General features: G+C 68.1%; 17 protein-coding genes and 1 tRNA gene. 7 read left to right on the top strand and 11 right to left on the bottom strand.

Features of this window, described 5'->3' with window-relative positions; all coding sequences use genetic code 11:
• Positions 1–57: 57 nt before the first annotated feature.
• Positions 58–2,565, top strand: coding sequence for an FG-GAP repeat domain-containing protein (locus tag ACS5PM_RS17945; RefSeq protein WP_439389366.1), 2,508 nt, complete (start codon positions 58–60; stop codon positions 2,563–2,565).
• Here the strand turns inward: ACS5PM_RS17945 and ACS5PM_RS17940 are convergent.
• A tRNA-Arg gene (locus ACS5PM_RS17940) sits at positions 2,524–2,600 on the bottom strand. The genes ACS5PM_RS17945 and ACS5PM_RS17940 overlap by 42 nt on opposite strands.
• 33 nt (positions 2,601–2,633) lie before the next feature.
• Positions 2,634–3,326 (bottom strand): glutathione S-transferase N-terminal domain-containing protein, encoded by a 693-nt coding sequence (locus tag ACS5PM_RS17935; protein WP_439389041.1) that lies wholly within the window; start codon positions 3,324–3,326, stop codon positions 2,634–2,636.
• A gap of 45 nt (positions 3,327–3,371) precedes the next feature.
• Here ACS5PM_RS17935 and ACS5PM_RS17930 point away from each other — a divergent pair, with 45 nt between their 5' ends.
• A complete protein-coding gene (locus ACS5PM_RS17930) occupies positions 3,372–4,061 on the top strand; it encodes a hypothetical protein (RefSeq protein ID WP_439389040.1) in 690 nt (229 codons plus the stop codon).
• A gap of 5 nt (positions 4,062–4,066) precedes the next feature.
• Here ACS5PM_RS17930 and ACS5PM_RS17925 read toward each other — a convergent pair whose 3' ends face one another.
• The 3 genes from ACS5PM_RS17925 to ACS5PM_RS17915 are packed head-to-tail and all read right to left on the bottom strand — an operon-like array spanning position 4,067 to position 7,135.
• Positions 4,067–5,290 carry an acyl-CoA dehydrogenase family protein gene (locus ACS5PM_RS17925; protein ID WP_439389039.1) on the bottom strand — a complete coding sequence of 408 codons (1,224 nt, stop codon included), beginning with the start codon at positions 5,288–5,290 and terminating at the stop codon, positions 4,067–4,069.
• A 27-nt stretch (positions 5,291–5,317) separates the two neighbouring features.
• Positions 5,318–6,394: a phosphotransferase family protein gene (locus tag ACS5PM_RS17920; RefSeq protein WP_439389038.1), complete on the bottom strand. Its 1,077-nt coding sequence runs from the start codon at positions 6,392–6,394 to the stop codon at positions 5,318–5,320.
• 36 nt (positions 6,395–6,430) lie between these two features.
• Entirely contained in the window at positions 6,431–7,135 is a 705-nt protein-coding gene (locus ACS5PM_RS17915; protein ID WP_439389037.1) for a Crp/Fnr family transcriptional regulator, read from the bottom strand.
• A 155-nt stretch (positions 7,136–7,290) separates the two neighbouring features.
• Here ACS5PM_RS17915 and ACS5PM_RS17910 point away from each other — a divergent pair, with 155 nt between their 5' ends.
• A complete protein-coding gene (locus ACS5PM_RS17910) occupies positions 7,291–8,058 on the top strand; it encodes a class II aldolase/adducin family protein (RefSeq protein ID WP_439389036.1) in 768 nt (255 codons plus the stop codon).
• A gap of 6 nt (positions 8,059–8,064) precedes the next feature.
• On the opposite strand, the gene ACS5PM_RS17905 is transcribed toward ACS5PM_RS17910, so the two are convergent.
• The gene (locus tag ACS5PM_RS17905) at positions 8,065–8,844 is read right to left on the bottom strand and encodes an oxepin-CoA hydrolase, alternative type (protein WP_439389035.1); all 780 of its coding nucleotides are present in this window, start codon (positions 8,842–8,844) and stop codon (positions 8,065–8,067) included.
• Positions 8,845–8,951: 107 nt separating this feature from the next.
• Between ACS5PM_RS17905 and ACS5PM_RS17900 the strand changes: the two genes are divergently transcribed.
• Complete coding sequence (locus ACS5PM_RS17900; RefSeq protein WP_439389034.1) at positions 8,952–10,778, top strand: type IV pilus assembly protein FimV; 1,827 nt, start codon at positions 8,952–8,954, stop codon at positions 10,776–10,778.
• A 7-nt stretch (positions 10,779–10,785) separates the two neighbouring features.
• Here the strand turns inward: ACS5PM_RS17900 and ACS5PM_RS17895 are convergent, their stop codons facing one another.
• Genes ACS5PM_RS17895 through lptF form a run of 5 tightly spaced genes read right to left on the bottom strand, consistent with a single transcriptional unit; the run spans position 10,786 to position 15,549 of the window.
• On the bottom strand, positions 10,786–12,003 hold the full coding sequence (locus tag ACS5PM_RS17895) for a pyridoxal phosphate-dependent aminotransferase (protein ID WP_439389033.1): 1,218 nt from the start codon (positions 12,001–12,003) through the stop codon (positions 10,786–10,788).
• Entirely contained in the window at positions 11,993–12,937 is a 945-nt protein-coding gene (locus ACS5PM_RS17890; RefSeq protein ID WP_439389032.1) for a CysB family HTH-type transcriptional regulator, read from the bottom strand. The genes ACS5PM_RS17895 and ACS5PM_RS17890 overlap by 11 nt, the downstream gene beginning before the upstream one ends.
• Positions 12,934–13,314 (bottom strand): sirohydrochlorin chelatase, encoded by a 381-nt coding sequence (locus ACS5PM_RS17885; RefSeq protein WP_439389031.1) that lies wholly within the window; start codon positions 13,312–13,314, stop codon positions 12,934–12,936. Before ACS5PM_RS17885 ends, ACS5PM_RS17890 begins: the two co-directional genes overlap by 4 nt.
• A 4-nt stretch (positions 13,315–13,318) precedes the next feature.
• A complete protein-coding gene (gene lptG, locus ACS5PM_RS17880) occupies positions 13,319–14,431 on the bottom strand; it encodes an LPS export ABC transporter permease LptG (RefSeq protein ID WP_439389030.1) in 1,113 nt (370 codons plus the stop codon).
• Positions 14,428–15,549, bottom strand: a complete 1,122-nt coding sequence (lptF, locus tag ACS5PM_RS17875; protein WP_439389029.1) for an LPS export ABC transporter permease LptF — start codon at positions 15,547–15,549, stop codon at positions 14,428–14,430. Before lptF ends, lptG begins: the two co-directional genes overlap by 4 nt.
• 29 nt (positions 15,550–15,578) lie before the next feature.
• Between lptF and ACS5PM_RS17870 the strand changes: the two genes are divergently transcribed.
• The 3 genes from ACS5PM_RS17870 to ACS5PM_RS17860 all read left to right on the top strand — a co-directional run bounded on the left by ACS5PM_RS17870 (position 15,579) and on the right by ACS5PM_RS17860 (position 18,833).
• Positions 15,579–17,045 carry a leucyl aminopeptidase gene (locus tag ACS5PM_RS17870; RefSeq protein ID WP_439389028.1) on the top strand — a complete coding sequence of 489 codons (1,467 nt, stop codon included), beginning with the start codon at positions 15,579–15,581 and terminating at the stop codon, positions 17,043–17,045.
• A gap of 15 nt (positions 17,046–17,060) precedes the next feature.
• Positions 17,061–17,495, top strand: a complete 435-nt coding sequence (locus ACS5PM_RS17865; RefSeq protein WP_439389027.1) for a DNA polymerase III subunit chi — start codon at positions 17,061–17,063, stop codon at positions 17,493–17,495.
• A gap of 195 nt (positions 17,496–17,690) precedes the next feature.
• On the top strand, positions 17,691–18,833 hold the full coding sequence (locus tag ACS5PM_RS17860) for a branched-chain amino acid ABC transporter substrate-binding protein (protein ID WP_439389026.1): 1,143 nt from the start codon (positions 17,691–17,693) through the stop codon (positions 18,831–18,833).
• Positions 18,834–19,005: the final 172 nt, after the last annotated feature.

Below are 19,005 nucleotides of genomic sequence, written 5' to 3'. Positions count from 1 at the left end.
GGCACGCGAATTGCCGCAGCCCGCCGCGATCAACTGCCAACCGACTGGAGGCGTGCCATGCGCCAGCAGACATTCGTGGTGGGCGCACTTGCCGCCCTGACCTTCGCCTTCAGCCCGGCCAGCCACGCTGCGGGTCCGCGGTTCGTCGTTCCCGACCTGGCGACCACGACTGGCGTCCTGCCCCAGAGCCTGACGACTGCCGACTTCAACAATGACGGCAAGAACGACGTCGCTGTCGCCAACCTCGGGCCGGACGCCTTTCTCGGCGGCGTGGATGTGCTGCCGGGCGACGGAGCCGGCCAGCTCGGCAAGCCGATCCGCACCCCGCTGGGCGCGCAGGACGGCGCTTACGAGGTGGCAGCCGGCGACTTCGACGGCGACGGCAGGCAGGACCTCGCCGTCCTCACCGGCACGACAGGCGGCTACGGGCCGATCAAGGTCCTGCTCGGTCATGGCGACGGCAGCTTCACGGTGACGGCGCCGGCCCTGGAAGGCGGTGCAGGCCACATCGCCGTCGCCGAGCTCACCGGCGACGGCAAGATCGACATCGTCTTCGTCGCGCGCGACACCGCGCGGATCGAGCTGTTCGCCGGCAACGGCGACGGCACCTTCGATCCCCCCACCATCTTCGACCGCGATTTCGGCGCCTACGACATCAAGCTCGCCGACGTGAACGGCGACGGCAAGCTCGACATCGTCGGCGCGGCCGGCGGGCCGATCTGGTCGATGCTCAACCTCGGTGGCGGGCAGTTCGGGGCGCAGGTGTTCGAGTTCTCGCAGGAACTTTCCGGCTTGCGGCTTGCACTCGCGGACTTCAATGGCGACGGCAGGCTCGATGTCGCCGTGGTGAACGCCTCGGGAGGCGATGTGCAGATCGGCCTGGGCAACGGCAACGGCACCTTCCCGGCGTTCAAGGTCTACGAGGACGTTTCCTTCGCCACATCCTGGATAGCGGCCGCCGATTGGACCGGCGACGGCAAGGCGGACCTCGTCGTCAACAACGAGTACGCCAGCGAGAGCAACACGCTCGTCCTGCTGGAGGGTCGCGGTGACGGCACGTTCGGCTCATTCAGCTACTGGGTGACCGGCCATGACCATCCCACGCCGGTGCATCTCGATGGTGATGGCCGCATCGACCTGGTCACGCTCTCGGCCGACGCCGGGCGGGTCTACGCCACCCTCAATGCCGGCAAAGGCCGCTTGAAGGCTCCGGAGAGCCAGCCGGTGGCCGGTGTCGGAGCGCCGGCCAAGGCCGACGTCAACGGCGACGGCCATCTCGATCTCGTGATGATGGGCGTCGTGCTGCCCAAGCCCGGCGTGCTCACCGTGCGCGTCTTCACCTACCTCAACAAGGGCAATGGCCACTTCAGCAAGGCGGTCCTGTCCCGGACGATGGATGTGGAGGCGGGAGACGGCATCGGCCAGATCGTGCTCGCCGACGTGAACGAGGACGGCCAGCTCGACCTCGTCGCCGGCTTCGTCCATCTCTTCCCGAAAGTCGGCAACGTCTGGGTGCTGCTCGGCGATGGCACCGGCAAGTTCCGAGATCTCGCGGTCTACTCGACCGGCGAGGTGCATGCCTCCAACGACACGGTGGCGGTGGCCGACGTCACCGGCGACGGCCACCTGGACATCATCGCTCACACCCTCTCGCAGCTCGCGGTGCTTCCGGGCAATGGCCAAGGCAGCTTCGGTGCCCCCATCGTCTCGGGCAACAGCACCACATCCCAGATCAAGCTGCTCATCGCCGACTTCACGCTCGACGGCATTCCGGACGCGCTGGCCGTCATCCGCACCGGCGGGCCGGACTTCGGCTCCGGAGACTTCCGATTGCAGAAGGGCCTCGGCGACGGCCGCTTCCAGCTCATCCAGACGCTCGGCTACGACGGCAATCCCAACGACGCCGTGCTCGCCGATTTCAACGGCGATGGCCAGCCGGACGTCGGCGCCAGCTCGAGACGCGGCTCCAACGGCGGCCGAAGCGGCCTTCGCATCTCGCTCAACCAGGGCGGCCTGCTCGGCCCGGTCGCGTTCTGTCCGACCCCGCCCTTCCCAGGTGGTGTCATTCAGGCGGCCGACTTTGACCTCGACGGCGACATCGACATCGCCGGCAGCGGATTCAACGCCACGATCGCGATTGCACTGAACAACGGCGCGGGTGTCTTCAACGCCCCGTTCGAGATGATCGACTCGACCTCCGGCGCCCGCATCGCCGGTGACTTCACCGGCGATGGTCGGCCCGACCTGGTGGTGGCCAACGTCACGAACATCCCGCAGCTGGCACTCTTCGTGAATGCCACCAGGCTCAGGACTTCGGAGCGCTCGTTGCGGCAGGCAGCATCCGTGAGCGACATGGGGGGCAAACCGGACTTGCCGCCGCCATATGTGCCTGTTCCCGCGCAGCTGCCCCCCACTCGGGATGGGAAGTTACGAATCCGTTTGAACCGGCCTCAGTCGAGACCCTCGGTTTTGCCGGGATTCCGGCGCTTCCAGGGATGCTTGGGACCGCTTGGAACGGTCAGGTGGCCTGCCCGGAGGGACTCGAACCCCCGACCTGCTGCTTAGAAGGCAGCTGCTCTATCCAGTTGAGCTACGGGCAGTGCGGGGGCGGATTCTAGGCGCGTCGGGCGGCTTCAGTGGCGGGCATACTGCCGCTGGCCGAAGAGGACCTCGCGCGACTGCTCATCGGTGATCGAGCGGCGGCGGTCCGACAGCACCTCGACGCCGCGCATCACCGCCGGGCGTTTGCCGATCTCGTCGAACCAGCCCTTGAGGTGCGGGAAATCGTTCCAGTCGATGCCCTGGTTCTTCCAGCTTCTAAGCCAGGGGTAGATGGCCATGTCGGCGATGCCGTAGTCCTTGCCGCCGAAGTAGCGCGATTGCGCCAGGCGGCCGTTCATCACGGCATACAGCCGCCGGGCTTCGTTGGTGTAGCGGTCGATCGCATAGGCGATCCTCTCGGGCGCATAGACGCGAAAGTGGTGGGCCTGCCCGAGCATCGGCCCGACATGGCCGACCTGGAACATCAGCCACTGGAGCATCTCGAACTTGCCGGAGGTGGATTCGGGCAGGAATCTGCCGGTCTTGGAGGCCAGGTAGAGCAGGATGGCTCCGGACTCGAACAGGGAGATGGAGCGGCCGTCGGGGCCTTCAGGGTCGACGATGGCCGGAATCTTGTTGTTGGGGCTGATCGCGAGGAAGGCAGGCTTGAACTGGTCACCCGCGCCTATGTCCACCGGGATGGTCCGATAAGCCAGGCCGCACTCCTCCAGCATGATGTGAACCTTGTGTCCGTTCGGCGTGGCCCACGAATACACTTCGATCATGACCTCGGCTCCTCAGCTGGTTTCTGGTGCGACTCTAATCCAACCATGCTGAAGTTCATCAGGCAGCATTTGTTCAGAGCGAGCAGCTTCGAGGGCCGCGAGGCGCTCCAGGCCTGGGCCGAGTCCGCGGGCTGGACGATGCGCGGCATCCGCGAGCGAGAAGGCTTCGTCATCGATACCCGTTCGGGTGCGCTCGAAGGCCGCATCGAATGGGGGCCTTCGCAGCGCCACTACCTCGGCTCGCACGAGCTGAGGCTGCGTGGCGAGCTGGCGCTGGGTCCCGAGGCGCACGCGCTCGTCATGCCGCGCGCCTTGCTGGAAGCCGTCGAGAGCGAGCTTTTCAGCCGGTTTGTGGGCGGCGTGCAGACCCGGCTCGACGAAGAGACACCCGAAGAGATGCGCTGGCTAGCGCTCTCGCCCAAGCTCAGCCCGGCCCTGCTGGGTGATCTCAAGACCCACTACGCAGCAGTCAGCAACCGTACGCCGTGGCTGGCGCATTGGGTGCAGGGCCCGCTGGGCGACGTGCTGCTGCAGCGCGCCCAGGGCGCTCCGGAGACCGCGCCTGCCTTCGCGCTCGTCGTGCAGCGTTCACGACTGACCTTGCGTGTGGCCATGCCCGACCCCGACGTGACCCTGGTGAGGGCGAGCCAGGAGCTGTTCGAAGTCGCGCTGGCCCAGGCCCGCCTGACCGCCGAGGAGGCGGCCGACGCGGATCCGGGCGACTCCGTCGGCTGACGGCCTCAGGCCGCGGCCGGGCGCTTGCCGAGTTCGAGCTTGGCGATCGCGTTGCGGTGCACTTCGTCCGGCCCGTCCGCGAAGCGCAGGGTGCGCGCCAGGGTGTAGAAGTAGGCCAGCGGGAAGTCCTGGCTCATGCCGCCACCGCCGTGGACCTGGATCGCCCAGTCGATCACCTTACAGGCCATCTGCGGCGCCACGACCTTGATCATCGCGATCTCGGCCTGCGCGCTTTTGTTGCCGGCCACGTCCATCATCCAGGCGGCCTTCAAGGTCAGCAGGCGCGACTGCTCGATCATGCAGCGCGCCTCCGCGATGCGCTCCTGCGTGACCGTCTGCTGGGACACAGGCTTGCCGAAGGCCACGCGCTTGAGCGCGCGATCGCACATGAGCTCGAGCGAGCGTTCCGCCAGGCCGATCAGGCGCATGCAATGGTGGATGCGGCCGGGGCCGAGGCGGCCCTGCGCGATCTCGAAGCCGCGGCCTTCACCGAGCAGGATGTTCGAGGTGGGCACGCGGACGTCGGTGAAGTCGACCTCCATGTGGCCGTGCGGCGCATCGTCGTAACCCATCACCGTCAGCGGCCGCAGCACCTTCACGCCCGGCGCGTCCATGGGCACCAGCACCATGGACTGCTGCGAGTGGCGCGCCGCGTTCGGGTCGGTCTTGCCCATGAAGATCATCACCGCGCAGCGCGGGTCGCCGGCGCCGCTGGTCCACCACTTGCGGCCGTTGATCACGTACTCGTCGCCCTGGCGCTCGATGCGTGCCTCGATGTTGGTCGCGTCCGATGACGCGACGGCCGGCTCCGTCATCGCGAAGGCGGAACGGATCTCGCCTCGCAGCAGGGGCTCCAGCCAGCGCTTCTTGTGCTCGGCCGTGCCGTAGCGGACCAGCACCTCCATGTTGCCGGTGTCCGGCGCGGAGCAGTTGAAGACCTCGCTGGCCCAGGGCGTGCGGCCCATGATCTCGGCCAGGGGCGCGTACTCCTGGTTGCACAGGCCGGCACCGAGCTCGCTGTCGGGCAGGAACAGGTTCCACAGCTTCGCGGCGCGCGCCTTGGCCTTGAGCTCCTCGATCAGCGGCAACGGCGTCCAGCGCTTGCCCGCTTCGGTGTGGGCCTGCAGCTCGGCCCAGTAGCGGCCCTCGTTGGGATAGACGTGCTCGTCCATGAAGGCCGAGACGGCGGCGCGCAGCTCCTGCGTGCGGGGAGAGTAGCCGAAGTCCATGAGGATTCCTCGTGGTGGGGGAGGGGATCAGGCCTGTTGGGCGAACTGCCAGCCGAGGCGGGCCAGCTCCGGCGCGGCATCGCCGGTCGCGCGGGCGGAGGCGCTGGCCGCGGTGCCGTCGACCACGCGCTTGGCGATGCCTTGCGCGATGGCCGAGAGGCGGAACAGGTTGTAGGCGAGATAGAAGTTCCAGTCCGCCATGACCGCGTCGACATCGGCGCGGCCGGTGCGTTCGCAGTAGCGGCGCACGTAGTCGCGCTCGCCCGGGATGCCCAGGGCGGCATGGTCCAGCCCGGCGATGCCCCTGAAGACGCCGGAGGGGATGTGCCAGCTCATGCAGTGGTAGCTGAAGTCGGCCAGCGGGTGCCCTATGGTCGAGAGTTCCCAGTCCAGCACGGCGCTGATGCGCGGCTCGACGGGGTGGAAGATCAGGTTGTCGAGCCGATAGTCGCCATGCACGACGCTGGCCTGGGTGCTGTCGCGCGCGCTGGCGGGGATGTGGGTGGGCAGCCAGTCGAGGAGCTGGTCCATCGCGGGATTCGCGCCCGTGACCGAGGCCAGGTACTGCTTGCTCCAGCGGCCGATCTGGCGCTCGAAGTAGTTGCCCGGCTTGCCGTAGTCGGCCAGGCCGGCCGCGGCGACATCCACGCTGTGCAGCGCCGCGATGACGCGGTTCATTTCGTCGTAGAGGGCGCCACGCTCGGACGGCTGCATGCCCGGCATCGACTGGTCCCAGAGAACCCGGCCGCCGACGAACTCCATCACGTAGAAGGCTCTTCCGATGATGGATTCGTCCTCGCACAGCAGGTGCATGCGGGCCACCGGGACGCCTGTGCCCTGCAGGGCCGACATCACGCGGTACTCGCGCTCGATGGCATGCGCCGAGGGCAGCAACCTGGCCACCGGTGCCGGCTTGGTGCGCATCACGTAGGACGCGCCCGGCGTGACGAGCTTGTAGGTGGGGTTGGACTGCCCGCCCTTGAATTGCTCGATGCTCAGCGGGCCGGCGAAACCTTCGAGCCTGTCCTGCAGGCAGGCTTCGAGCGCCGCCACGTCGAAGGCGTGGCTGGCCGCCACGGGCTTGGTCCCGGTGTACTGTTCCATCGGCTCATCCTTCGAGCCGGCAGACCCGGCTCATTGCTAGCGCTCTGCCGCCGCCATCAGCTTCTCGCGCGAAAGCACGACGAGCCGCGCCGGCTCGACGCGAAGCACGCCGTCGCGCTCGAATTCCTTCAGCTCCTGGTTGACCCGCTGGCGCGAGGCGCCCAGCAGCTGGGCCAGGTCTTCCTGGGCCAGTTGCAGCCCGATGCGGATCTCTTCGCCCTGCTCGATGCCGTAGCTCTTGGCCAGCAGCAGCAACTGCTTGGCCAAGCGCGCGGCCAGCGGCTTGGTGTTCAGGTCCTCGATGAGGTTGAACATGAGGCGCAGCCGCCTGCAGTTCAGGCGCAGCAGGGCATCGTAGAGCTCCACGTGCTGCGACAGCAGCTCCCTGAAGTCGCCCTTGCGCACGATGAGCAAGGTGGTGGCGCCATGGGCACTCGCGTCGTGAGTGCGCGGCAGCCCATCGAACAGGGCGATGTCGCCGAACCAGGTGCCCGGCTCCACATAGGTCAGCGAGACCTGCTTGCCCGACAAAGAGACCGAGCTGACGCGCACCGCGCCCTTGGCCACGCCGACCCAGTCCTCGGCCGGAGTGCCCCTGGCGGCCAGCGACGCCCCATCGGCCAGGCGCCTCACCGTGGCCCGTGCCAGGATGGCGGCCCGAAGCGTCGGGGACAGCGAAGAAAACCATGCACCGGCATCAATGTTGTGTCGCTCGTCGATTGTAAGAATGGGGGTATTCATGATTTGTCCCTGATGCGACAAACAGCGCATCATCGCCGGCGGTATTGTCCATAGCCGTGTATCGACGTCGCCCGAGTTGCCGCCGTGTCGCCCCCGGTGACGACAGCCCTTTGGGGCGACGCCGAACGTGATCTCGGGGGCCCAGGAGACAGACCATGCCCAACGACTTCCGCACCCCGCCGCCGCCCGGATGCTCGCCCGAAGAGTGGCAGACGCGAATTGACCTGGCCGCGGCCTACCGGCTGGTCGCCCTGTTCAAGTGGGACGACCTCGTCTACACCCACATCAGCGCCCGTGTGCCGGGTGATGGCCATGCCTTTCTCATCAACCCCTACGGGATGATGTTCGAGGAGATCACGGCCTCCAGCCTGGTCAAGATTGACACCGAGGGCCGCAAGCTCGACGACTCGCCGCACCCGGTCAACCCGGCAGGCTTCACGATCCACAGCGCCGTGCACGCGGCGCGGCCGGATGCCCAATGCGTCCTGCACACGCACACGCTCAATGGGGTGGCCGTCTCGGCCCAGCGTGATGGCCTGCTGCCGATCTCGCAGCATTCGATCTTCGTGCTGGCCAGCCTCGGCTATCACGACTACGAAGGCGTGGCCCTGCGAGATGAAGAGAAGCCCCGGCTGGTGAACGACCTCGGCGAGAAGACCTACCTGATGCTGCGCAACCACGGCCTGCTGACCGTCGGGCCGACGATCGCCGATGCCTTCCAGGCGATGTACTTCTTCGAGGCCTCGTGCACGATCCAGGTCCGCGCGCAGGCCGGCGGCGGCAGCCTCACCACCATCCACCCGGAAATCATCGCGACGGCGCGCGCACAGGCCGCGCAGGTGACGCGCGGGCAGGGGGGCAACCTGGCCTGGCCGGGCCTCAAGCGCCGGCTCGATCGGCAGATGCCGGGCTACGACACCTGACCCCCGCTATCTGAAGACCGGCCGCCGCTTGGCGAAGAAGGCGGCCAGGCCTTCACCACCGTTGTCGTGGAAGAGGTTGGCGACGAAGGCGTCGCGTTCCTCGTCCAGATGCTGTGGCAACGGCCGGTTGGGTGCGGCCTGGATCAGCTCCTTGGCGCATGCCACGGCATTCGGCGCCATGGCCGAAAGCTGGCGAGCCAGCTGCAGCGCCATCGCCAGGGCCTGCCCCGGCTCGGCCAGCCGGTTGACCAGCCCGAGCGACCACAGCCGCTCGGCAGTCTGCGGCTCCGCCAGCCATACCCACTCGAGGGCGAGGGCACGCGGAAGCGCGCGCCCCAGGTGCCACGTCGAACCGCCATCTGGCGAAAAGCCGACCTTGGCGTACGACATGACGAAGCGGGCATCGCTGGCCGCCACGATCAGGTCGCAGGCCAGCGCCAGCGACATCCCCCCACCCGCGGCGAATCCCTCCACGGCTGCGATGACCGGCTTGGGGAAGCTGCGCATGGCATCGACGAGCGTGTGAAAGTTTTCGATCGACGCCGCCTGGGCTTCAGGGGGCCGCTCGCGAGCGCCACCGATGCGGTTGAGGTCGCCGCCCGCACAGAAGTGGGCCCCGTCGCCGCGAAGGATGACGGCGCGCACGTCGGGATTCTGGTCGGCCTGGTTGAGGGCCTCGATGGCGGCCGAGACCGCCTGGGGCGACAGCGAGTTGCGGGTGGCCGGGTCGGACAAGGTCAGGATGAGCGTCTGCTCTTCCTGTGACGTGAGCAGTTCGGAGGGCATCGTGGACCTCTGTGTGAAAAGGCATGCTGGGTTCGATTCTTGCATCTGCTGACGTAAGACTTGGTGATAGAGTGGCCCGCCACTTCAACGGATGAATGCCTTCCGGCATGCCACCAAGAGCGACCGCGCTGATCCTCGCCTGTGCCGCATCGGCCACCACCCCCGTGGCCCAGGCCATCGGCTTCGGTCGAGTCTCGGGCTCCGTGGTCCTCGGGCAGTCACTCGACCTTCCCGTCCCCTTGCACCTGGACCCCGGTGAACGCCTGGGTCCCGAGTGCGTCTCGGCAGAAGTCGCCGCCGGGGAAAGCCGCTTCGGGCAAGACCAGGTCCGGGTGAGGCTGGAGCCCTCGAAGGCCACCGGAGCCACCGAGTCCGACTGGATTGCCCGCATCACCACCCGCTCCGCCATCGTCGAGCCGGTGATCGAAGTCTCCCTCACGGTCGGTTGCGAGCGCCGCTTTTCGCGCCGCTTCACCGCGTTTGCCGATCCCCCTTCGTCCAACGCGCCGGCGGTTGCGACGCAGCCTTCCCGTGCGCCGGGCGCGGTTCCGCTGGTAGCCGCGGAAGGCGGTGAGACCGCGGAGGCGCCGGCCTTGGCACGCGCTCCCCGGAATGCCACGCCAGCGTCACAACGCCGACCAGCGCGCACGGCAGCGGCGCCATCGACGCCGTCTGCCCCGCGCGCACGCGCACGGGCTGCGGCCCAGTCGCCGGTGGTGGGCCGGCAAGCCCCAGCGGCGGGCAACCGGCTGCTGCTGGAGCCGAGTGCGCCGCGCCTGAAGCTCGACCTCGAGGATCCGGTCTTCATGCCGCCGGTCCGCGTGGGCGATCCCGAGGCGACCGCCTCGGCGGCCGGCGGGTCAGCCGAATCACCCGCGGCAGCCGCGGATGCCGGCCGCGTGCAGGCGCTGGAGAAATCCCTGGCCGACCTGCGACGCGAAGGCGCCGCCGATCGCGAGCGCGCCGCTGCACTGCAGGTCCGCCTGGGTGAAGCCGAACGCCGCGAGCGGGCGGTGCCGTGGCTGGCCAGCGTGCTCGCGCTGGCCCTGCTGGTGGCCGGCTGGCTGACGCTGCGCCTTCGTCGCCAGCAGGCGGCGGATTCCGCGCGGTGGTGGACGCCTGAGGCCATCCCCTCGCCGGCACCGGTATCGTCGAACCCTCCCGACCTGCAGTCGCCGCATGATTGGCGCCCGGCCGAGGCCCCCGCGCCGTCGGGCTTCGCCGACCTGGTGTCCGAAGCCACGGCGCCCTTGCCGGTTGCCCTGTCCATCGAGCGTGATGGCAGCCCGCAGGCGAAGACCCCGGCGGAAAAGCCGTACGAGCGGACGACGGCATTCGGCGGTCCGCCGGTGATGGTGCTGGATCCGTCGGCGGATGGCGCGGCTGTGCGCGAGGTGTCCGTCGAAGAACTGCTGGACCTGGAGCAGCAGGCCGACTTCTTCATTGCACTGGGCCAGGAGGACGCGGCGATCGACCTGCTGATGTCGCACCTGCGCAGCACGGGTGGCCTTAGCCCCCTGCCGTACACCAAGCTGCTCGAGATCTATCGCCGCCAGGGCGACCGCGATGCCTTCGAGCGCATCCGCGCCCGCTTCAACCGGCGCTTCAACGCCTATGCGCCGGACTGGGAGGCCGGGCCGATGAGCGGCCGCGTGCTCGAGGAGTATCCGCAGGCCGTCCAGGAGCTGCAGGCCCGATGGGCCGAGCCGCTGGATGCCATGGCGGTGCTCGAAGCCATGCTCTTCCGCAAGGATCCCGCTTACGAGCTGTTCGACCTGCCCGCCTACAAGGACGTGCTGCTGCTGTACGCCATTGCGCGAGACCTGTGGCAGCAAGGCGGCGCCCTCCTGCCGGCCGTCGACGTGCTGCTGCCCTTGGGCGACGAGCCCGCGGCGCACGCCGTGGGGCCCGATACGCAGCACGGGCTCGCCTGAGGCGGAACTACAGTCGTCTCAGTCTTCTAAGCGCTTCGTCCAGCGTCGCCTCGGTCTTGGCGAAACAGAAGCGGGCCAGCGGCCGCTGCGGCGGATCGGCATAGAAGGCCGACAAGGGGATCGCCGCCACGCCGACCTCTTTCGTCAGCCAATCGCAGAACGCGTGGTCCGGCAGGCTGCTGATGCGGCTGTAGTCCACGCACTGAAAGTAGCTGCCGGCACAGGGCAGGAGCTCGAATCGCGTCCCGGCCAGGCCTTCACGGAAACGGTCGCGCTTGCGCTGGTAAAAGCCGGAGAGGCCTTCGTATCGCGAAGGCTCCGCCAGCCATGCCGCCAGTCCGTGCTGCATCGGCGAGTTGACGGTGAAGACGTTGAACTGGTGCACCTTGCGGAACTCGGCCATGAGCGCCGCCGGCGCCGCCACGTGACCGACCTTCCAGCCGGTCACGTGGTAGGTCTTTCCGAAGCTCGAGATCACCATGCTCCGCTCGGCCAGGCCGGGCTCGCTGCTCACGCTGACGTGCCGCTGGCCATCGAAGACCATGTGCTCGTAGACCTCGTCCGAGATCACCAGCAGCTTGGTCGGCCGCAGCAGTTCAGCCAGGGCCCTGAGGTCCGCCGCGGGCCAGACGGTGCCCGTCGGGTTGTGCGGCGTGTTGACGATCAGCGCCCGCGTTCGCGGCGTGATGGCCTCCTGCAGTCGGGCGAAATCGATCCGGAAGTCGGCCGGGTTCAGGGGCACCCTCACGATCCGTCCACCCGCCAACGTGATGGCCGGGCCGTAGCTGTCGTAGCAGGGCTCGAGCACGATCACTTCGTCGCCCGGATGCACGAAGGCCAGCACCGCCGTCAGGATCGCCTGCGTGGCGCCGGCGGTGACGGTGATCTCGCTGTCGGGGTCATAGCGGCGACCGTAGATGCGCTCGATCTTGGCGGAAAGCGCCTGACGCAGCGCCGGCACGCCGGGCATCGGGGGGTATTGGTTGTGACCCGCGCGCATGGCCGCCGTCACCGCGTCGACCAGGCCCGGGTCGCAGTCGAAGTCCGGGAATCCCTGCCCGAGGTTGACGGCCGCGTGCTTCGCCGCCAAGGCCGACATGACACTGAAGATGGTCGTGCCGACCTCGGGCAATCGGCTCGTCAGGGCCGGCGGTTCGGTGGCTCCAGTGACTGCCTGGAGGCCCGGTGTCGAAGACGTCTCGGGGGGCGTCGTTCTAAAGCTCATAGTCTTCTCCAGCGCCGCCCATGGCGCGTTCGATCAGCGTGCGGGAAAGGCGGTCCGACAGCAGCTCGGCGAAGGTCAGGACGAAGCTGCGCAGGTAGGCGCCGCGCCGGAAGGCAACGCGGGCGGTGTTGCTGCCGAACAGGTGGCCGGCGGGTTTCCACACCAGGTCGGCGTCATTGCCGCCTTCCCTCATCGCCATCTCGGCGATGATGCCCACGCCCAGGCCGCTGCGGACGTAAGTCTTGATGACGTCCGAATCGATGGCTTCGAGGGCGATGTTGGGCTTGAGGTGGCGCAGGGCGAAGGCCTGGTCGACGCGTCGGCGCCCGGCGAAGGCGGGCTGGTACGAGATCAGCGGCTCCTCGGCCAGCTGCTCCAGCGTGGGCCGGTCGACCAGGGCCAGGGGATGGTCCGCCGACACCACGATCACGTGCTGCCACTCGTAGCAGGGCAGGGTGACCAGCTCGTCGTAGTCGGCGAGCGATTCGGTGGCCAGCCCGATGTCCGCGGTGTCGGCCAGCAGCATCTGCGCCACCTGCTCGGGCGTGCCCTGGTGGAGGCTGACCTGAACCTTGGGGAAACGCTTGCGCAGCATGGCGACCGGGCCAGGCAGCACGTATCGCGCCTGCGTGTGCGTGGTGGCGATGGACAGCCGGCCCGAATCCTGTTTGGAGAACTCCTCGCCGATGCGCTTGAGGTTCGCCACTTCGCGCAGGATGACCTCCACCGAGCGCAGGACTTGCTGGCCCGGCTCGGTGACGCGCTTCAGGCGCTTGCCGTGGCGCACGAAGATGTCGACGCCGAGCTCTTCCTCCAGTTCGAGGATGGCCTTGGAGATGCCCGGTTGGGAGGTGTAGAGGGCCTTGGCGGTCTCGGTGAGGTTCAGGTTGCGGCGGACGGCTTCCTGCACGAAACGGAACTGGTGCAGGTTCATCCCCGCTCCTCCATCGTTTGCACGGCCAGCCGTGCGAGGGCTTCGATCAGGATGTCGGATTCGCCGGCGGCCGGGCGCAGCGTCCATCGGACCGCAGGGTGCGTGGCGCGCAGTCTTTCGACGCGATCGGGCAGGTCTTTGCGGACATGCCCGCCGGCGCCCAGGAACAGGGGCAGGATCTCCACTTCGCGGCAGCCGCCGGTGGCGAGCGCAGCGCCGGCGGCATCGAGGTCGGGCGAGAGGAACTCGAGGTAGGCCGGCGAAACCGCCCAATCCGGCCTCAGCGCACGCACGCGTGCGGCCACGCGCTCGAAGGGCTCGGCCCAGCGAGGGTCGCGTGCACCGTGGGCGAAAAGAATCAGTCCTTGGCTCGGCATGGGCTCAACGGTAGCGCACCAGCCAGCCGAACGCCGCCAGAGACATCAGCAGGTACAGCAGGCTGGGCAGCGCCGAGGCCAGCCAGGGGGTCCAGTCACGCAGCAGGCCCAGGTGCCCGACCACGTTGTTCAGCAGGACGAAGCTGATGCCCAGCATGATGCCGCCGAAGACCTTCAGGCTGATGCCACCGGCGCGGGCATGCAGGTAGGCGAAGGGCAGGGCGAGGGCCACCATCACTATGCAGGCGAAAGGATAGAAGGCGCGGCGCCAGAACTGCAGCTCGTAGCGCTGGGCCGCCTGCTCCTGGTGCTGCAGATGCCGGCTGTAGCGCCACAGGTCCACGGTCGACATGCTGCGGATGGGCGAGATGGCGGCGGCGACGACGTTCTCCTGCAGTGTCGTCGGCCAGTCGAGGCGGTCGACGTGGCGTTCGACGATGGCGCCCTGGCCCTCGGCCGGCCAGTCGGTGACCCGCACGTCCTGCAGCCTCCAGACGGACTGACCGTCCGCACGGACGGCGCGCGCGGTGGCGGCCTGCAGGCGCCGCACGAGCACGCCGTCGGCATCGTGCTCGAAGACGCGTATGCCGCGCATCTCGCCCTTCGCGTCCGTGCCCTGGACGTTGATCGAGAGGCTGCGCTCTTCGGCGCCTTCGCCACGCCTTTCCTTCAGCCAGGCCCCTGTGCGGCCCAGGGCCTGGCCCCCTCGAAACCGGGCCTTGAGCGACGTCGCCTGCTGTTCACCCAGCGGCGCGACGTACTCGCCGACCAGATAGGTGATCACCCCCATGGCCACGCCGAGCGTCAACAACAGCTGCAGCGCTCGACCCGGCCCCAGGCCGCCGGTGCGCAGGATCGTGAACTCCGACGACTGCGCCAGGCGCGCCATGGCGTAGATGGTGCCGATGAGGACCGCGATCGGGAACAATTCGTAGAAGCGCCCGGGCAGTTCGAGCAGCGCCGAGAGCACCGCGAACCAGACCGTGTAGCCCTGGCGGCCGACGCTCTCGAGCTCCTCCAGGAAATCGATGAAGAAGAACAGCGACAGGAAGGCGATCGCCACGAAGACGACCGACCAGATCACATCCCGGTAGAGCAGGCGCCGGACGGTCCTCATGCCTTGGCTCCGGCGGCTTCGGCCGGGCGGCGCGCAGCCCCTGGGCGAGGGATGGACGTGGCATGGTCGCGCCACCAGATCAGCATCAGTGCCACGCCGAACGCCATGCCGTGCAAGCCGACCAGCGCCGCGCCCATGCCCAGCCGGCCGGCGGCGACCCATGCCTGGCTCAGGTTGATGAGGTTGTAGTAGACGACGAAGGCGAGCAGCGCGAACAGCAGGTTCCAGTTGCTGGCACGCCGCGGGTTGCTGGCCGACAGGCCTATGCCCAGCAACACCAGGTTGGCGGCGCCGAACAGCAGGCCGAGGCGCCAGGTCAGCTCGGCCTGGTTTCGAGGCTGCGGATCGTTCAGCAGCGCGGTCGTCGTCATCGCCTTCGGCGGCGCGACGTCCGTCACCCGGGCCTTGCCGGGGTCGACGAGCATGCGCAGGTGCTCGAAGCTCAGCCGTGCGTGTTCGCCGGTCTCGTTGTTCTGCTCGCTGCGGTGGCCGGTGTCGAGCACGAGCAGACGGTCGTCACCTTCGGTCTCGATGCGGCCGGCGCGGGCGGTGGTCACGCTCTCGCGGGCCTGGCTGCGGGCCAGCAGGAACACATTGCGGCCCACCCCCGGCTCGGTTTCGTTGCCGGCCCGCTCGATGAAGAAGACCCGGCTGCCATCGGCCGAAGACTGGAAGCTCCCCGGCGCCACCCGGGACAGGTCCGAGCGCTGCTCGTAGGCCACCCTCAGCTCGGTGGTCTTCTGGTTGCCCCAGGGCCAGACCAGCAGCGCGAGCAGCCCCACCACCAGCAGCACGGGCGAGCCCGCGCGCAGCACCGGCCGCACGAAGCGCGCTAGGCCGACACCGCTGCTGAACCAGATCGCCATCTCGCTGTCGCGGTACATGCGGCCCAGGCTGATCACGGTGGCGATGAACAGGGACAGTGCCAGCATCATCGGCAACTGGCCGAGCGCGGTGTACCCGAGCAGCAGCACCACGTCCTGCGGTGCCACGGCGCCATTGGCTGCAAGCCCCAGCGTGCGGATCAGCATCATCGTGAGCACGATGGTCAGGATCACGACGAGGGTCGCACCAAAACTGCGCGCCAACTCCTTGCGGACAGTCGAATCGAATAACATCAAACGTTCACATCCAAGAGAGACGGATTATGAACTTTCAAGCTCTTGCGACCCCGGCCGGCGGCCTTGGCAGCGTGGTGGCGGATGCGCTCGTGGTGGTGGTGCCCGCGGATGGCCAGGCCGCGGTGGGCGACCAGGCGCTGGATGCGGCGGTCTCCGGTGCGGTCAAGAGCGGCGACTTCGAGCGCAAGGCCGGACGCACGCTCTACCTGCACGGGGTCGAGGGCTTGAAGAGCGCGCGTGTCGTGCTTTCCGCCTCCAAGGATGGCTCCGCCAAGGCCTTCAGGTCTGCGGTATCGCAGGCCCTGGCGCTGCTCAAGGGCCGCTCCGTCAAGCATCTCGCCGTCGCCCTGGCAGGCGACGCCTGGACCGCTGCCCATGCCGAGGCCCTCGCGCTGGCCGTCGAGCAGGCGGGCTACGTCTATCGCCACACCAAGCCGAGCGCCGAGGCGGTCGCCATGCCCGCGAAAGTCTCGCTGGTGACCGACAAGTCGGGCCTGGCCCAGGCGCGCCAGGGCCTGGCGCAGGGACAGGCCATCGCCTCCGGCGTCGGGTTCGCCCGCGAGCTTGCCAACCGGCCCGCCAATGTCTGCACGCCCACGTTCCTGGGCGACGAGGCCAAGCGGCTCGGCAAGGAATTCGGTCTCGACGTGCAGGTGCTGGACCGGAAGGCCATCGAGAAGCTCGGCATGGGCTCGTTCCTGTCCGTGACCAACGGCTCCGAAGAGCCGCCGCGCTTCATCGTCATGCAGTACCGCGGCGCCGGCAAGAAGGACGCGCCGGTGGTGCTGGTCGGCAAGGGCATCACCTTCGACACCGGCGGCATCTCGATCAAGCCGGCGGCCGAAATGGACGAGATGAAGTTCGACATGGGCGGCGCGGCCAGCGTCTTCGGCACCATGCGCGCCGTGGGCGAGATCAAGCCCAAGGTCAACGTCGTGGGCATCGTGCCTGCTTGCGAGAACATGCCCAGCGGCCGGGCCACCAAGCCGGGCGATGTCGTCACCAGCATGTCCGGCCAGACCATCGAGATCCTGAACACCGACGCCGAGGGGCGGCTGATCCTGTGCGATGCGCTGACCTACGCCGAGCGCTTCAAGCCGGCGGCCGTGGTGGACATCGCGACCCTGACCGGCGCCTGCGTCATCGCGCTCGGCCATCACCATGCAGGCTTGTTCTCGCCGGATGACGCCCTCGCCGACGAGCTGATAGCCGCCTCGCGCCGCGCCGACGATCCCTGCTGGCGCATGCCGCTGGACGAGGAGTACGACGAGGCCCTGAAGAGCAACTTCGCCGACATGGCCAACGTGGGCTCGCGTGCCGGCGGTGCCATCACCGCAGCCAAGTTCCTGCAGCGCTACACGAAGGCTTTCCCCTGGGCGCACCTGGACGTGGCGGGCGTGGCCTACAAGGGCGGCGCCAACAAGGGGTCCACCGGCCGGCCTGTCGGACTGTTGACGCACTTCGTGCTGTCGCGCGCCGGGCGCAAGGCCTGACGGCACGCCTGGCCCGTGGCGGAGGTCGTCTTCTTCACCGGTGTGGTCGACCTGCTCGACTTCACTGGCCGGCTGCTGCGCAAGAAGCAGCGAGAAGGCGAGCGCGTCGCGGTCTACGGGCCGATGCCGCTGCTGCAGCGGCTGGATCAATCGCTCTGGGTCGCCGATCCGCAGGACTTCACACCGCACGTGCTACTGCGTCCCGGCGGCTCGTTGCCCCCAGCGCAGGTGCGTGAGCGCACCTTGCTCTGGCTCCTGGCCGAGCAGCAGCCCGCCCTGGGCTGCGACACCGCCATCAACCTGGGCCGAGACGACCTGGACCTTGCTGGCGTTCATCAACGAGTGGCCGAGGTGGTCTCCACCGATCCGGTCGGGACGGCCGAGGGCCGTGCGCGCTGGAAGCGCTACGAAGCCGCCGGCCATCGCCTGCAGCATCACCCGCAGCGCTGAGCGGGGCCGGTCATCCGCCACTCGCCTTGCGACGTTCAAGGCGGGCAGTCCCGCGTCCCGACACGACGCGGGCTCGGGTTGTCCCGGGGCCCGTTCTCGATAGGGGCGCGCATTGTTTTGGAGTATCGTGTCTCGCCCGTTGAGAGCACTTCAACCCATGTTTTCTCAACACATCCATACCGGAGGTTCTTACCTATGCAAGTCAAACTGAATGTGGTCGTTGCGGCTGCGGCTGCCTTGTTGGCCGGCTCGCTCCACGCACAGGAGCTGGTGGTCAAGATCGGCCACGTCGGCCCGACCAGCGGCCCGATCGCGCACTTGGGCAAGGACAACGAGAACGGCGCGCGCATGGCCATCGACGAGCTGAACGCCAAGGGCGTGACGATCGGCGGCAAGAAGGCCAAGTTCGAGCTGCTGGCCGAAGACGATGCGGGGGACCCCAAGCAAGGCACGGCCGCGGCGCAGAAGCTGGTGGACTCCAAGGTCAACGGCGTGGTGGGCCACCTGAACTCGGGCACCTCCATCCCGGCCTCCAAGGTGTACTCCGACGCGGGCATCCCGCAGATCAGCCCCTCGGCCACGAACCCCAAGTTCACCCGCCAGGGCTTCAAGACCACCTTCCGGGTGGTGGCTGACGACGTGCACCTGGGCGGCACGCTCGGCAAGTACGCGGTCACCGAGCTCAAGGGCAAGACGATCGCCGTGATCGACGACCGCACCGCTTACGGCCAGGGTGTGGCCGACGAGTTCGAGAAGGGTGTCAAGGGTGCCGGCGGCTCGGTCGCCAAGCGCGAGTTCACCAACGACAAGGCGACGGACTTCACCGCCATCCTGACCAGCATCAAGGCCGCCAAGCCCGACGTGGTCTTCTACGGCGGCATGGACGCGGTGGCTGGCCCGATGATCCGCCAGATGAAGCAGCTGGGCATCACGGCCAAGTTCATGGGCGGCGACGGCATCTGCTCGGGCGAGCTGCCCAAGCTGGCCGCTGGCGCCATGGCCGACGGCCAGGTGGTGTGCGCCGAGGCCGGTGGCGTCGAAGGTGCGCAGAAGACGGCGATGGACAAGTTCAAGGTCGACTTCAAGAAGAAGTTCAACGCCGACGTGCAGATCTACGCCCCGTATGTCTACGACGCCACGATGGTGATGGTCGACGCGATGGTCAAGGCCGGTTCGGCTGACCCCAAGGTCTACCTGCCTGCCCTGGCCAAGACCTCCGGCTACAAGGGCGTGACCGGGACCATCTCGTTCGACGAGAAGGGCGACATCAAGAACGGCGCCCTGACCCTGTACACGTACAAGGGCGGCAACCGCGAGCAGATCGCCGTGGTGCGCTGACCCGGGCGATACCCCGATCGAAAGGCCCTGCGATGCAGGGCCTTTTTTTTGGGTGCGCCCGGCAGGGCGCACTTACTTGGAGGTGCAAGTCCTCTCCTCACCCGGCAAGGGGAAGAGGTAGCCGAACGGCAAGGGTGTTGCGGGTGACTGCAAATCCGAAGGAAGCCGAAGG

The sequence above is a fragment of the Ideonella flava genome (assembly GCF_051857595.1).
Classification (GTDB): domain Bacteria; phylum Pseudomonadota; class Gammaproteobacteria; order Burkholderiales; family Burkholderiaceae_C; genus Ideonella.
The sequence above is the reverse complement of the archived record's forward strand: the minus strand, read 5'-3'. Positions and strand labels throughout refer to the sequence as shown.